Below are 13,789 nucleotides of genomic sequence, written 5' to 3' on the forward strand. Positions count from 1 at the left end.
CTTGTCAGCTTGATCACTTCAGTTCAATGCCCGCGTCCTTGGCAACCTGCTTCCAGGCCGCGATGTCGCGGGCGTTGATGTCACGCTGCTCGTCGCCCGGCACGAATTGCGGCGTGATGCCAAGCCCCAGCAGCTTCTCCTTCACCTCGGCATCGGCGAGCGCGTCCTTCAGCGCCGCGGACAGCTTTCTTGCGATCGGTTCGGCAAGCCCCGCAGGCGCATACATCGCCCAGGACAGGCTGCGGTCGAACGGCACGCCTTGTTCCTTGTAGCTTGCGACATCCGGCAGGCTCGGCGAGCGTTCGCCGCAGGCGGCCAGCGCCTTGATCGAGCCGTCCTTCACGAGCGGCGTCGCGGTCGCCATGTCGAGCGTCGCCAGCGAGATGTGGCCGCCGAGCAGATCGCCGGCCAGTTTGGCGATGCCGTTGAACGGCACGTGGTCCATCTTGATTCCGGTCTGCTGCATCAGGATTTCCGCGCAGAACTGTCCGGTCGAGCCGACGCCCCAGCTTCCGTACTGGATCGGCTCGCCCTTCCTGGCCAGCGCGATCAGGCCCTTGATGTCGTTGGCGGCAAAATCCTTGGTCGCCACCAGCATGATCGAGGACGTGCCGATGCGCCCGATCGTGGTGAAATCCTTGATCGAATCGTAAGGCAGTTTCGGATAGATCGCCGGCGCCAGCACATGCGTGGTCATGCCGCCTACGGTGATGGTGTAGCCGTCATTCGCCGACGCCGCGACCATCTGGGTGCCGAGCGTGCCGGCAGCCCCGGTGTGGTTCTCGATATAGACGCTCTGTCCGAGCGTCTTGCCTATCCTGTCGCCGAGCAGTCGTCCGATCACGTCGCCGCCGCCACCGGCCGCATAAGGCAGCAGCATCCTGATCTTGTGCGTGGGATAGGCGGCCGGATCCTCTGCCCGCGCAGGCAGCACTGCCGAGAACGTTATGACCAATGACAAAGTTGCGGCGCGCAGCAGACGAAAATGGACGAAGCGCGCCATGACCTGATCTCCCCAGATTGCTCTCCGCTTCTTTTGACAGCGGAGTTGAAGCGCAAGACCGAACGAGCGATCGTGCCGGCGGTTGACTAGCGAACGATCGTTCGTTAGTCAAGCCCGCATGGCTGTCCACACCACCAGCGCGGCGGAAGCGGCTGCGCCCACGACCCGCGCGCGCATTCTCGCCGAGGCGCTCGATCTGTTCGCGCAGAGCGGCTATGGCGGCGCCTCGATGCGCGAGCTCGCGCGTCGCGTCGGCATTCGCGAGAGCAGCCTCTACAATCACTTCGCCGGCAAGGCCGCGATCCTCGAGGCGATCGTCAGCGAGCACGGCCCGGCCAGCTCGGCGAGCCGGCTGGAAGAGCCGCGCTACAAGCAGCTCGCGCGCCAGCCCGCCGCGTTCTGCCGCCAGTTTGCACTGGATCTCGTCGAGCAATGGTCCGATCCGCGCGAGCACCAGTTCCAGAAAGTGATCACCGCCGAGCGCAACCGCGTGCCCGGCATCCGCGCCAAATTCGCCGATCATTTCTATGCGCGCGAGCAGAGCATGATGACGGATTATTTCCGCGGCTTTGCGCTCGCCGGTCTCGTCTCGACGCCGGACCCACGCGAGACCGCGCGGCTGTTCGCGGCCGGGCTGATCTACATCCGTCTCGAGCATTACGTGATGGGCGCGGCACCGTCGCCGCGGCCGAAGGTGATCGAGGCGATCGACAGCTATCTCACCTTCTTCCTGTCGCTGATCGCGGCGGATGGCGGGACACAGGACAATAAGAAACGAAAAGCCAAGGGAGAGACTCGTGGCAAGGCTGCCCCTGATTGATCCGGAGACGACGAGCGGCGACATCCGCGCCTCGTTCGACCGCATGCCGGTCAAGCTGAATATTTTCCGCATGATGGCCCATGCCGAGGCCAACATGATCCCGGCGATGCGGCTCGGCAATTCGATCCTGCACAAGCAGAAGCTCAGTGCGGTCCATCGCGAGCTCCTGATCCTTCAGGCCGCCCAGCTCGAAGGCGGTGCCTATGAATGGCGCCAGCACGTGCCGATCGCGCTTGGTGTCGGCTGCACGCAAGCACAGATCGATGCGGTCGAGCGCGCCGATTACGATGCTGCCGGTTTGAGCGAGGCCGAGCGCGCGCTGCTGAAATTCGGCCGCGAAGTGGTCGAGCACGTTCGCGTTCCCGAGCAGATCTTCGCCGCCATGCGCGCGCATTTCAGCGACCAGGAGATCGTCGAATCCATTGTCGCGCTCGGCTTCTACATGATGATGGCGCGTGTCACCGAGGCGACCGAGACCGATCTCGACCCGGCAGCCGGCATGAAGGTCTACGACAGCGGCAAGAGATAGGCGGCGCGCATGCGTGAGAATTCCGAGACCAGGCTGGAGCGCTATGTTCGCGCGCCGAGTGCGGAATCGCTGGGCGAAGCGCCGGGCAGGGGACGCCTTGAGGGGCGTCGCATCCTGATCGTCGGCGGTGGCCAGCGTGTGTTCGACGCCGCCACCGATCCGATCGGCAACGGCCGCGCCATGAGCATTCTTTGCGCGCGCGAGGGCGCGAAGGTCGCGGTCGCCGATCTCAACCACACCTCCGCGCAGCAGACCGTCAAGCACGTCACCGACGAAGGCGACGAGGGCTTTGCCATCACGGCCGATGTCACCTCTGAATCCGACGTCCAGCGCATGATCGAGGAAGCACATCGCGCCATGGGCGGGCTCGACGGCATGGTCCTCAACATCGGCACCTTCGGCAAGGTCGGCCTCGACGCCGTCAGCCCCGAGGAGTGGAATGCGATCTACGACGTCAACGTTCGCGGTCCGATGCTGTGCTGCCGCGCGGGCCTGCCGAAATTCGGCAACGGCGGATCGATCGTCTTCATCTCCTCCATCGCCGCTCTGAAGGCCGGCTCGCAGATGGCGGTGTATGATTCCTCGAAAGCCGCGCTCGGCGGCCTCATGCGCAACATCGCCCATCTCGGATCGCGCCGCGGCATCCGCGCCAACCTCGTCTATCCCGGTCTCGTCGACACGCCGAACGGTCGCGAGGCCGGCGCCGGCCGCCCCTCGCGCGGCAAGGGTCACGTCCCGTTCGGCCGCCAGGCCACCGCCTGGGAAATCGCCTATGCCGTGCTGTTCTTCCTCTCGGACGAGAGCGTCTACGTCACCGCGCAAACGCTCGCGGTCGATAGCGGCCTGAGCGGGATGTGACGTCGATCCGTAACAGGCTGCGGCTCGACGCGACAGTTTCGCAGGGCCTGCTCATCTGATAAGCCTCAAAGGCATGAAAACCACACTGCTGAAATCCGAAGACTACGCCCGCTCGCCCTGGAAGAACGGCGGCGGCATCTTCACCGATATTGCGGATGCCCATCGCGCTGAATCCGTGAAGGATTGGGACAGCCTGCTCTGGCGCTTCGCGACCACGCCGATTGTGGCGCCGGGGCCATTCTCCCATATGCCCGGCATCGACCGCCTGCAGATGGTGGTCGGCGGACGCGGGCTGGTGCTGAAGTCGCCCACCGAGGAATTCGACGAGCGCGAGCCGTTTACGACGGTGCGCTTCACCGGCGAGCTCGAGATCGTGACCCGGCTCGAGGAAGGGCGAGTCGAGGTGGTGAATTTGATGGGCCGGCGCGGTGCGGTCGCGCTTGAGCTCGAAGCGCTTAAGGAGCCCGGTGAGCGGCGATTTTCCGCCGGCACGCATCTAATTTATGCGGCGCGCGGCGACTGCACTATCCGTCTCGAAGGCACGGATTTTTCGATTTCGCACGAAAACACCTTGAAAGTCGAACTGACGGGGGCATCGACGCTTGCGCTCGTCTCGGGGCTGGCCGTGCTGGGCTCTATCCAGGTCGTCGGCTGAACGGCGTTCCCGCCGATCAGAGCGATGCGTACAATCCATGCAACTGGCTAGGTTGACGCCGTCGCGCCGGAGCACGATATCTGCCTTGATGCAGGCCGCCGCCCCAAGCGCGATATGGGTGGCCACGATATGAACGGGCAGATATGACCGCGCCAGAGAACAAATCCGCCACGCTGTCCGACGGCGTCGTCGACTGGTTGATCAACGGCACGCGCGACCAGCGCTTTATCGACAATATCTTTGCCGAGATGTGCATCCGGCTTCAGCAGGCCGGCATTCCGCTGGCGCGCTCAACCCTTCACGTGCTGATCCAGCACCCGCAATGGCTGGGCGCCCGCTTCATGTGGGCCGACGGCATGCGCGAGGCAGAGATTGCACGGGTCGACCATGACGTCCGCGAGCGGTCTGAATATATCGGCAGTCCCGCCAACGAAATGTTCGACGGCGCGACCGAGTTGCGCGAAAATCTCGAGCAGGACCCAGCGCTCGGCCGCAAGCACGCGCTCTACCGCGAGATGCGCGCGCAGGGCCTCACCGACTATGTGGCTTGGCCGCTCTATCATACGCTCGGCAAGCGCCATCTCGTCACCTTCGCGACCAACCGGCCCGGCGGCTTCGACGACACCCATGTCGCTGCCCTCAAGAACTTGTTGCCTGTGCTGGCGCTGGTCAGCGAGATCCGCGTTAAGAATCGATTGGCGCGAACGCTGCTCGAGACCTATGTCGGCTCCCATGCCGGCGAGCTCATCCTGGCCGGCGCCACGCGGCGCGGTACCGGTACCACGGTGCGCGCCGCGATCATGATCTGCGATCTGCGCGACTTCACCAAGATTTCCGACAATTGGCCGCGCGACGACGTCATCGATCTGCTCAACGATTATTTCGACGCGATGTCGGAGCCGATCGCGCGGCATGGCGGCGAGATCCTGAAATTCATCGGTGACGGCCTGCTCGCCATCTTTCCGCTGAGCGAGCCCAAGGCCTGCGCAAACCTGCTGCATGCCGTGACCGAAGCCAGGCAGGCCATGATCGCGTTGAACGCGCGCAACGACGGCACCGGCCGAGCGCCGCTGAACTACGGCATCGGCGTCCATGTCGGCGACGTCATGTACGGCAATATCGGATCGTCCACCCGGCTCGACTTCACCGTGATCGGTCCCGCCGTCAACATGGCCTCACGCCTCGAAGCCTTGACCAAGCAATTGGGAAAGAAAGTGTTGCTGTCACGCGACTTTGCCGAGCTGGTCGAGCGAGAGTTCGAGCTGGAGCATGTCGGAAAATATGAGGTGCGCGGCTTCAGCGATCCGATCGAGCTTTTTGCGTTTTGAAGATGACGGAGGCCCCCGGCTAAGCAGCGGGCGATCATCGAGTCCTGTTGCCAACGCAGGATTGTGTGACTACGCTCGGTGCGAAGCGCAACCAAGCGTTTCGTCCAAGCGTGTCATCGATCGGCCGCAGTACATGCCAAAATTCCTCCGCATCGGAATCCATCAGTCGAACGTATCGGGTTACACGTCGAAGGCGTGGTGTGTCCGGCGCGTTGGCACGGCGATCCTCCTGAAATGGGGCGCCGTGGAAGTCCAGGGCGCGGGTGACGGACGAAAGGTCTACTGGACGCGTCTGCCGCAGCAGAAGACAATTCGCTGCGGCAGCGCGCAGCGTGCCCAGGATTACGCCAAGGCCGCGATCGCGCGGCGCCGCAATCATCGCTATGAACCGCTGAGCGGCGCGATCGTGCTCCGGCGCCGACCGGCCGCAGGCAACACCGAGCTCAAGCGGGCGCTTGCCACGATCCTGATCGTCGATATCGTCGGCTCCACCGCAAAAGCCGCAAAGCTCGGCGATGTCCGCTGGACCAAGATCATGGGCCATTATTACGCGGCGGTCCGCAAGGAGCTGAAGAGCTCGCGCGGCAAGGAAGTCACGACGACGGGCGACGGCGTGCTGGCGACGTTCAAGACGCCGGCCGCCGGAATCAATTGCGCGACCGCGATCCAGAAGGCCGTGCGTACGCTCGGCCTCGAGATCAGGGTCGGCCTGCATGCCGGCGAATACACCGTGAGCGGCACTGAGGCGGTCGGCCTGGCCTTCCACATCGGCACCCGCGTCGCCGCAAAGGCGAGCGCCGGCGAGGTGCTGGTGTCGAGCGCGGTGAAGGAGCTGATGGCGTCGCAGTCGGCGATCAACCTGAAAGATCACGGCATTCACCGGCTCAAGGGCGTGCCGGAAAAATGGAGACTCTATAGAGTGGAGGGGTGAGAGTGGGTGAAGCTCTCACCGTCCTTCGTAAACGGGTGGACGCTTCTGTGCCTCGGCATCCCGCCCTTCCTGGAAGTCCCTGGTCGTGAGCAGCGCACGATATTGGTCGCCAAGTTGGGCAAGCGCGGCCTCGGGGTCTTCGAGCGCAAGGTGCGAGGACGCAATCGAGGTCTTGATGCCGAGGGGAGCGCATGCGGCGATCTTCTCGGCGATCTCGACGGCCTTCGCGCGAGCGGCGTCGCGGTTTGTTGCCACCTCCTGAACCGTTCCCATCCGGAGCGCTTCGTTCGCATCCCAATGATCGCCCGTCAGAATGAACCGCATGGCATTTCCCCAGCCGGCTTCTCGTGGGAAGCGAACGGTTGAGCCGCCGCCGGGAAAGCGGCCGTGCGTGTTCTCGTCCTGGCCGAAATCCGTGTCTTCCGATGCTATGCGGATGTCCGCAACGAGGAAGATTTCGTGCGCCATATTCCAGGTATCGCCATGCACCGCGACAATCAGCGGCTTGGTGAGCGCCGGTTTGGTCCGCCCGAGAGGGTCGATGAAGCCGGGTCCCTCCATCATCGTCTTTCCCGATTGAGCAAATGCCTTGTAGGCGTCGACATCGACACCTCTGGAGAAGCGTTCGCCGTAGCCGAACAGAACCGCTGCACGCAGCGAGGGATCTCGATCGTACTGGTAGTAGGCTCTCGCCAGGCTCTCTGTCGCCTCCGGGTCCAGCCGATTGTCGATGCCAGGCCGGTTGATGCCGATCAGCACGATGTGGCCTTTGCGCTCGATGGTGATCTTCGTCCGCTCACCGTACGGAATGTCCGCCATCGGCGCGGACTCGTCAGATTGTGACATCATGGATTCTGTCTTCCCGTGCTGATGAGAGCGCTGCAGCGATGATGTGGTATCATGCAGAAGCTTGCATCAGGCCCGACATGGGCGATCGTGCGTATCGGAAAACGCATCTGCGTTTTCGAAACGACGATGAACGAGGGTGTGGGCTCAAGAGCGTGCCGGAGCGGTGGCAGGGTGGGGACTGAGGCGATTGCGCGCGGGGCGGATCCACGCCCTCATCTCATCTGGACGACGATTTTCCCCCTGGCTCGTCCCTTTTCGAGATAGGCCAGCGCGTCTTTCGCCTGTTCGAACGGAAAGACCTTGTCGATCACCGGCCGGATACGCTCCGCCTTGAGAAGCTCGCCGATCTCGGCGAGTTGCCTGCCGTCCGGGTGCACGAACACGAACGAATACTCCGCGCCGATCTTGCCGGCGCGGCGAATGATCTTGCGGCTCAGCCATCCGAACAGGAACACCATGACGACGTTCATCCCGCGGTCGCGCGCGAACGCGGCGTCCGGCGGCCCGACCCGCGAGGCAATCCTGCTCCCCCGCTTCAGGATCCGAAGCGATGTCTCGACCGCATCGCCCCTGAGCGTGCCCAGCACCGCGTCGTAGTCCCGCAGCACTTCCTCGAATTGCTGGGTCTTGTAGTCGATCACCTCGTCAGCCCCGAGGCTGCGCACCAGATCGATATTTCCAGTGCTGGTCGTCGTCCCCACTTTGGCGCCGAAATATTTCGCGAGCTGGATCGCGAACGTGCCGATCCCGCCGGCGCCGGCGGGGATGAAGACTTTCTGGCCGGGTTTGAGACGTATGCGCTCCCTAAGAGCTTGCCACGATGTCAGGCCGACCATCGGGATCGAGGCCGCGTGCACGAAGTCCAGGTTCGGCGGCTTGAGCGCGGCGGCATCCTCCGGCACGGTCGCGAATTCGGCGAGAGCGCCTGTGCCGAGATCAAAGATGCTGGCGAAGACGGCGTCGCCCGGCTTGAAGCGGGTCACGCGGCTTCCGACCTCGACGACGACGCCCGCCAGGTCGCTGCCCAGCGTGGCCGGCAGTTCAAACTTCAGGATCGGCTTGAACGTTCCCTTCGGAATCATGTTGTCGATCGGGTTCAACCCCGCGGCATGAACCTGGACCAGGATTTCGTTCGGCTTCGGCGTCGGCCGCGGGATATCGGCCAACGCGATCTGGTCCGGCTTGCCGTAGCGCTTGAACACGAGGGCTCTCATTTTTTCTCTCGGTCCGAAGGTTCTTCGCACTGGCAAGATTGCGGCCCTCAGAAAGCCCGCGCGGTGCGGGCGGGCTGCAGCGCCGCCGTCGCATCCAGCCGCAAATCCTTTCGGATTCCGGCATCCACCAGGGCTGCGGGCGCGAACCGGCGCAGAAATCGCAGGCGCTTCGCAAGGCTGCCGGCCGCGTATTTGCGTTGCGGGCGCACCGCGCTCGCGGCCTTCAGCACGGCATCGGCCACGACGCCGGGCTGTTCGGCCGTCGCCATCACCTCGTTCACCCGCTTGGTCACGCCGGCGCGCGCCTCGCGATATTCGTCGAGCGTGGCGTCGGGCTCCATGAAGTTCGCGTCGAACGGCGTCTTGGTGTAGGCGGGCTCGACTACGGAGACCCGGATGCCCCGCGTGCGCAGTTCATGGTCGAGCGATTCCGAATAGCCTGCCACGGCGTGCTTGGTCGCGGCATAGAGCGCGCCGTAAGGCATCGGCAGAAAGCCGAGCACTGAGCCGATATTGATGATGCGGCCGCTTCCATGGCGCCGCATGTGCGGCACGACGGCGCGCGTCATCCGGATCAGGCCGAAGAAGTTCGTCTCGAAAATCGCGCGCGCCTGCTCCATCGAGCTCTCTTCCGCGCCGGCAGGGGCAACGCCGAAGCCGGCGTTGTTGACGAGCAGGTCGATGCGACCCTCGCGCCGGATCACTTCGCCGACGGCGGCTTCCACCGATGCATCGCTGGTGACGTCGAGAGCCAGCATCTCGAATGCCTGCTTGCCCGCCTGCGCGCCCCGCCTGCTGGTGCCGAACACCTTGTAGCCGGCGTTCGCGAGTCGCTCCGCCGTCGCCTGGCCGATGCCTGAGGAGGCGCCGGTCACTAGCGCGATCTTCGGTGTAATCCTGTTCATAATGCCTCTCCGACGCCACTACCTGGCCTGAAATCGTTTGATTACGATCGTAACTATTGATATACATGACGATCGTAATTATAAAAGTCAAGCCCCGCCTCTAAGGATCGGTCCCATGCGCGTCTCAAAGGAACAGGCCGCCAAAAATCGCGAGCATATTCTCGAGACTGCCTCGCGCCTGCTGCGGGAGCGCGGCATCGCCGGCGTCGGTGTCGACGCACTCGCCGAGGCGGCCGGGATGACGCACGGCAGCCTCTACAGCCAGTTCGGCTCCAAGGAGCGGCTGGTCGAGGAGGCGGTGGCCTATGCGATCGACGCCAAGGGTCAGGAATTCCCCGAGGCCTTCGAGCTCGAGGACTATGTTTCGCACTATCTCTCGCCGGGGCATCGCGACGATCCCGCCGCCGGCTGCCCCTTCGCTGCGCTCGCCTGTGAAGTGTCACGTCAAAGCGGCGGCCTGAAGCAGCGTTTCACCGCCGGCGTGCGCGGCGTGATCGGCTTGCTGAGCAGCCGAATGGCCACCGATCTGAAGCCACGCCAGCGCGAGGACAAGGCGCTCGCCGCCGCCGCCTCCATGGTGGGAGCCCTCGTGCTTGCCCGCGCCGTGGACGATCCCAAGCTGTCGGACGATATTCTTCGCGCGACGAGGAATTCGCTGGCGGGGTGAGGCCGCGTCCCGGCGGGGCGCCGAAAGTCCGGAACAAAATTCCGGTGACGACGTTCGACGTCGCGGACAGCCAAAAGCGATGGCTGCCGATCTTCGACATCGACATACTTTCGAACGCGCATGGATGACTACAGCGATCTGGTGCTCGGCATGTTGGCCCTGGCCGTCGCTGCCCTCCTGTTGGTGGCGGGCGAGCTCTATCTCGTGACCCGGCCAGAGCCGCCGCAAACTCACGCGCCGGCCCCACCGGTCGTTACATCGTCGGCCGAAACCATTTTTTGTCATGTCGATTTTGGAGCGTAAGCAGACCAACTCGAAGAGGTGGGCAATGGGAAGCACTGCAACTGTTCCGATGCTGTCGTCTGAGGGCGGATTGACACATTACCTGGCGGAAATTCGCAAGTTTCCGATGCTGCGGCCCGATCAGGAAATCGCCTACGCCAAGCGATGGCGCGAGCACGGCGACCGCGAGGCAGCCTATCATCTCGTCACAAGCCATCTGCGGCTCGTTGCCAGGATTGCGATGGGATATCGCGGCTACGGCCTGCCGGTTGCGGACATCATTTCCGAAGGAAACGTCGGCCTGATGCACGCCGTCAAGCGTTTTGAGCCGGAGCGGGGCTTTCGGCTCGCGACCTACGCGATGTGGTGGATCAAGGCGTCGATCCAGGAATACATCCTGCGGTCCTGGTCGCTGGTCAAGATTGCCAACAGCGGGGCGCAGAAGAAGCTGTTCTTCAAGCTTCGCCGGACCAAGGCGGAAATTTCCGCCCTGGAGGATGGTGATCTCCGCCCCGAGCACGCCAGCCGGATCGCGCGGCGGCTCGGCGTGCAGGAGAACGACGTGATCGAGATGAACCGGCGCCTCGGCGGCGACCTGTCGCTCAATGCCTTGGTGCACGACGCCGACGGCGGCGAAGTCCAGGACTGGCTCGTCGACCCCGCGTCCAGTCCTGAAGCCGCGTACGCCGAGCAGGAAGAAACCAGACGGAGGCGTGAAGCCCTCGCCGGCGCCATGGGCGTCCTCAAGCCGCGCGAGCGCGACATTCTCGAGGCGCGCTGGCTCTCCGAGCCGCCGCTGAGACTTGAGCAGCTCGCGGCACGGTATGGCGTTTCACGCGAGCGGGTGCGGCAGATCGAAATGCGCGCGTTCGAAAAGGTTCGGGCTGCTATCGGCGGGCGCCTGGCAGCCGGCTCTTGAAACCAAATCGCCGCCTCCTAATTCTTTTGGCAGCCGCATGCGAGTGCGGTGCCGGACGCCAAAGCAGGGTCCGGCAAGGCCATCGGGGCTCGCCCCGGTGATGCTCTTAATCCATGTTGCTCACAGGAGGATGTGGTTATGAGAACCGACGATATGTCTCCCCTCTGGCGTTCGACCATCGGTTTCGATCGCCGTTCCGCCGCGTCGCATCGCGATCGATGCTGCCGGCAACGCCGACCCGAAATCGAGCACAAGCAGGCGGCCTGACGAGCTGATCGTCCGGGCTTTGCAGCGCGTGCGTGGCCCTCGCCGCGCGCCGAGCTGCGCCAATCGACCCATCAAGACAGGAGATAAGGAGAAACGACAATGGCACTACGCGATCTCATTCCGTGGAACAACGGCTCACGCAACATGGCCGTTCAGCGCGGCGAAGCCGGCAACCCGCTGCTTGCGCTTCATCGTGAGATGAACCGGCTGTTCGACGACGCCTTCCGCAGCTTTGATCTCAGTCCGTTCGGCTCCTCGACCGCAATGGGCTGGCCGAACGTCGAACTCGACGAGAGCGACAAGGAAGTGAAGGTCGTCGCCGAGCTTCCCGGTCTCGAACAGAAGGACGTCAACGTCGAGCTTGCCAACGGCGTGCTGACGATCAGCGGCGAGAAGAAGAGCGAAACGGAAGACAAGGAACGTCTCTTCAGCGAGCGTTACTATGGCCGTTTCGAGCGGCGCATTCCGGTCGATGACGTCGACCAGGACAAGGTCGCGGCTTCCTTCAACAACGGCGTTCTCACCGTCACCCTGCCGAAGTCACCGGCGGCACAACAGAAGGTGAGGCGCATCGCGATCAACGGCAAGTAAGCATGAAGCGGCGAGCGGGAGCCGCCGCTCTCGCCCGCGCGCGGCCGGCGGCCGCATTCGCGTCCGTCGGCTCGCTGCAAAATTTTAGGGAACGCTCGGAAACTTCAATTCCGGTCTGGCGTTTTGCGGTCGGTTTCCAAGTTCTGGGAGTCGCACATGAAGAAACTTGCTTTGGTCCTGACGATGATCTCGGCCCTGTTCGTGGCGGCGGCCTCGCCGGCGGAAGCCCATGGCTGGCGCGGCGGCTGGCACGGCCATTGGGGCGGTCCCGGCATCGGCTTCGGTCTTGTTGCCGGTGCGCTTGCGGCGGGGCTGGCGGCCGATGCCTATTATGGCCCGCGCTTCTATGGCCCGCCCTACGGCTATTATGGACCGCGCGTCGTGCGGCGGGCCTATTATGTGCCTTACGCCTACGCTCCACCGCCCTATTGGGATCCCTGGTGGTGACGAGACAAGGCCCGGACCATCATCCGGGCCTTTTGCGTGAGGGTCATCCACTGGATGCGCGTCGCGCCGCGTCTATTTGCGGTTCGCTCCCGTCGAGCCTGAGCCCGGCATGGCCTGCTGACCGCCCTGGGTTTGCCTGGTGTCGTTGTCGCCTGGCCGGGTCGTGGAGGACTTGGCCGGTGCGTTCGCGCCGCCGCCATTGTTGTCCGATGACGTGTTGAGGCCGGAGGCTCCCGCTCCCGTCGTGCCGCCGGTGCCTGAGGAGTCGATGCTCGACCCGGTCCTGGACGCACCCGCGCCGCCTTGCGCGAATGCGGAAGAGGGGAATGCGAGAGCCGCAACGAGCCCTGCGAGAACCAGCTTTTTCATGTCCGCTCCTGTGCTTGACGTCGTCACATGCCGTGCCGAGGCAAAGATCTCGGCACGCACCTGTTCCTGGGCGGGAGCGGAAATCCCGCGACAGCGACGATGAGTCATCCCGAGCTCATCGCGCGCGGAGCGATCCGTTCCTGCGCTTGCGGCGTCAACTCGTAGCGGTCGCCCGTTTTCACCAGCCAGCCCGCCTCGATCATGCGTCGCGTCATGCCCGCGCTGCACAGCGGGTGGCTGCCGCCGGGATGAAACAGCGCGCCCTCGCGTTCGATCAGGTAGCCGTAGAGCCGCGCCTGTCGAAGCGGGTTTTGCATGCCTGGTGTGGGCGCCTCCATGGTCTCTCGCGCAGTCCTCCAAGACGGCCTGAGATGCCGGGCCGATCCCCCGTCAGGCGGCCCCGGCCTGTGGCCCGGGGGCGGGGCTTCGAGCCGAGGCCGCCATTGCCGGAATCGCAAGGACCCGGCGCGGCCCAATACGCAAGGGCCCCAGGTCGTTCCAACGACGTCGTTCCTGCGAGCTCGGTCCTACAAACTATCCGTTGCTCTTTCCGGATGGGTGGCGGCAAGGCGATGGCCCTAGGCCGACCAACGATCCTGCTCTTCCTGGTGGGCATGCTCGTTCAGCCGTTCGGCGATCTGATCCGCGATCTTCTCCGACTCGGCCGAGGCCACCGGCTCGCCCTTGTGGGTCCTGAGCTTGTCCTTGTCGGCTTCGATGGGGAAATCGTCGGGCTTCAGTCCGGCATCTTTGGTCATGGCGCGCCTCATTGTGTCTCGCATCCGGAAAACACGGGCGAGGGCCGTTCGTTGCTGGAACAATGAAGCCGCGATCGAAAGCCACAGCCGGGCGCAAGCGCCGCGCGGCCCGCGCTTTGCTCAGGCCCCGCCGACCGCCCGGATCACGGTCCCGCTGCCGCCGCACGTCGCGCAGGGCGCGCCGTCGATCCGCCCCTTGCCATGGCAATCCGGACACACATCTTCGCCGGTGCTCATCGTCCCCGGTGCGGCTTCATCCCCGGGGTTGAGCGCCGCCGAACCCGTCGGCGGTGTCCCGGTCTTTACGCCCTCCGTGTCGGTCTTGGTCATCTGCAGCTCCCTCGAAAAGATCGCAACGCGTCTTGCCGCAGGAAGTGCCAATCGCGATGTCAGATGC

Annotated in this window: 19 protein-coding genes; 11 read left to right on the top strand and 8 right to left on the bottom strand. The window is 64.2% G+C overall.

Going from position 1 to position 13,789, the window contains the following annotated elements:
* Positions 1 to 13 precede the first annotated feature (13 nt).
* Entirely contained in the window at positions 14 to 1,003 is a 990-nt protein-coding gene (locus ACIPUD_RS29330; RefSeq protein ID WP_247372474.1) for a Bug family tripartite tricarboxylate transporter substrate binding protein, read from the bottom strand.
* Positions 1,004 to 1,121: 118 nt separating this feature from the next.
* Between ACIPUD_RS29330 and ACIPUD_RS29335 the strand changes: the two genes are divergently transcribed.
* The 6 genes from ACIPUD_RS29335 (at position 1,122) to ACIPUD_RS29360 (ending at position 6,124) form a co-directional block, all read left to right on the top strand.
* Complete coding sequence (locus tag ACIPUD_RS29335) at positions 1,122 to 1,823, top strand: TetR/AcrR family transcriptional regulator (protein WP_018455672.1); 702 nt, start codon at positions 1,122 to 1,124, stop codon at positions 1,821 to 1,823.
* On the top strand, positions 1,801 to 2,352 hold the full coding sequence (locus ACIPUD_RS29340; RefSeq protein ID WP_446482009.1) for a carboxymuconolactone decarboxylase family protein: 552 nt from the start codon (positions 1,801 to 1,803) through the stop codon (positions 2,350 to 2,352). Before ACIPUD_RS29335 ends, ACIPUD_RS29340 begins: the two co-directional genes overlap by 23 nt.
* Positions 2,353 to 2,361: 9 nt before the next feature.
* The gene (locus ACIPUD_RS29345) at positions 2,362 to 3,210 is read left to right on the top strand and encodes an SDR family NAD(P)-dependent oxidoreductase (protein WP_446482010.1); all 849 of its coding nucleotides are present in this window, start codon (positions 2,362 to 2,364) and stop codon (positions 3,208 to 3,210) included.
* Between the two features lie 73 nt (positions 3,211 to 3,283).
* On the top strand, positions 3,284 to 3,865 hold the full coding sequence (locus tag ACIPUD_RS29350) for a HutD/Ves family protein (RefSeq protein WP_247363737.1): 582 nt from the start codon (positions 3,284 to 3,286) through the stop codon (positions 3,863 to 3,865).
* A 143-nt stretch (positions 3,866 to 4,008) separates the two neighbouring features.
* Positions 4,009 to 5,193, top strand: coding sequence for an adenylate/guanylate cyclase domain-containing protein (locus ACIPUD_RS29355; protein WP_085350341.1), 1,185 nt, complete (start codon positions 4,009 to 4,011; stop codon positions 5,191 to 5,193).
* A 133-nt stretch (positions 5,194 to 5,326) separates the two neighbouring features.
* A complete protein-coding gene (locus ACIPUD_RS29360; RefSeq protein ID WP_446482011.1) occupies positions 5,327 to 6,124 on the top strand; it encodes an adenylate/guanylate cyclase domain-containing protein in 798 nt (265 codons plus the stop codon).
* 15 nt (positions 6,125 to 6,139) lie between these two features.
* Here ACIPUD_RS29360 and ACIPUD_RS29365 read toward each other — a convergent pair whose 3' ends face one another.
* The 3 genes from ACIPUD_RS29365 to ACIPUD_RS29375 all read right to left on the bottom strand — a co-directional run bounded on the left by ACIPUD_RS29365 (position 6,140) and on the right by ACIPUD_RS29375 (position 9,092).
* Positions 6,140 to 6,973 carry an enoyl-CoA hydratase-related protein gene (locus ACIPUD_RS29365; protein WP_247395445.1) on the bottom strand — a complete coding sequence of 278 codons (834 nt, stop codon included), beginning with the start codon at positions 6,971 to 6,973 and terminating at the stop codon, positions 6,140 to 6,142.
* Between the two features lie 212 nt (positions 6,974 to 7,185).
* The gene (locus tag ACIPUD_RS29370; RefSeq protein WP_446482012.1) at positions 7,186 to 8,187 is read right to left on the bottom strand and encodes an NADP-dependent oxidoreductase; all 1,002 of its coding nucleotides are present in this window, start codon (positions 8,185 to 8,187) and stop codon (positions 7,186 to 7,188) included.
* A gap of 47 nt (positions 8,188 to 8,234) precedes the next feature.
* Complete coding sequence (locus tag ACIPUD_RS29375; RefSeq protein WP_446482013.1) at positions 8,235 to 9,092, bottom strand: oxidoreductase; 858 nt, start codon at positions 9,090 to 9,092, stop codon at positions 8,235 to 8,237.
* Positions 9,093 to 9,207: 115 nt separating this feature from the next.
* Between ACIPUD_RS29375 and ACIPUD_RS29380 the strand changes: the two genes are divergently transcribed.
* From ACIPUD_RS29380 to ACIPUD_RS29400, 5 genes are all read left to right on the top strand, one after another.
* Positions 9,208 to 9,759 (top strand): TetR/AcrR family transcriptional regulator, encoded by a 552-nt coding sequence (locus ACIPUD_RS29380; RefSeq protein WP_446482014.1) that lies wholly within the window; start codon positions 9,208 to 9,210, stop codon positions 9,757 to 9,759.
* Positions 9,760 to 9,879: 120 nt separating this feature from the next.
* A complete protein-coding gene (locus tag ACIPUD_RS29385) occupies positions 9,880 to 10,062 on the top strand; it encodes a hypothetical protein (RefSeq protein ID WP_018455661.1) in 183 nt (60 codons plus the stop codon).
* Positions 10,063 to 10,087: 25 nt separating this feature from the next.
* Positions 10,088 to 10,960: an RNA polymerase sigma factor RpoH gene (gene rpoH / locus ACIPUD_RS29390; protein ID WP_247475421.1), complete on the top strand. Its 873-nt coding sequence runs from the start codon at positions 10,088 to 10,090 to the stop codon at positions 10,958 to 10,960.
* 366 nt (positions 10,961 to 11,326) lie between these two features.
* Positions 11,327 to 11,818, top strand: a complete 492-nt coding sequence (locus ACIPUD_RS29395; RefSeq protein WP_085350347.1) for an Hsp20/alpha crystallin family protein — start codon at positions 11,327 to 11,329, stop codon at positions 11,816 to 11,818.
* Between the two features lie 156 nt (positions 11,819 to 11,974).
* The gene (locus ACIPUD_RS29400) at positions 11,975 to 12,265 is read left to right on the top strand and encodes a hypothetical protein (protein ID WP_018455658.1); all 291 of its coding nucleotides are present in this window, start codon (positions 11,975 to 11,977) and stop codon (positions 12,263 to 12,265) included.
* A 72-nt stretch (positions 12,266 to 12,337) separates the two neighbouring features.
* Here ACIPUD_RS29400 and ACIPUD_RS29405 read toward each other — a convergent pair whose 3' ends face one another.
* The 4 genes from ACIPUD_RS29405 to ACIPUD_RS29420 form a co-directional block, all read right to left on the bottom strand.
* On the bottom strand, positions 12,338 to 12,634 hold the full coding sequence (locus tag ACIPUD_RS29405; RefSeq protein WP_026232997.1) for a hypothetical protein: 297 nt from the start codon (positions 12,632 to 12,634) through the stop codon (positions 12,338 to 12,340).
* Between the two features lie 104 nt (positions 12,635 to 12,738).
* On the bottom strand, positions 12,739 to 12,972 hold the full coding sequence (locus ACIPUD_RS29410) for a hypothetical protein (RefSeq protein ID WP_204513728.1): 234 nt from the start codon (positions 12,970 to 12,972) through the stop codon (positions 12,739 to 12,741).
* Between the two features lie 240 nt (positions 12,973 to 13,212).
* The gene (locus ACIPUD_RS29415; RefSeq protein WP_018455655.1) at positions 13,213 to 13,392 is read right to left on the bottom strand and encodes a hypothetical protein; all 180 of its coding nucleotides are present in this window, start codon (positions 13,390 to 13,392) and stop codon (positions 13,213 to 13,215) included.
* A gap of 120 nt (positions 13,393 to 13,512) precedes the next feature.
* Positions 13,513 to 13,722 (bottom strand): hypothetical protein, encoded by a 210-nt coding sequence (locus ACIPUD_RS29420; protein WP_446482015.1) that lies wholly within the window; start codon positions 13,720 to 13,722, stop codon positions 13,513 to 13,515.
* Positions 13,723 to 13,789: the final 67 nt, after the last annotated feature.

It is taken from the genome of Bradyrhizobium sp. CAR08 (assembly GCF_052871955.1).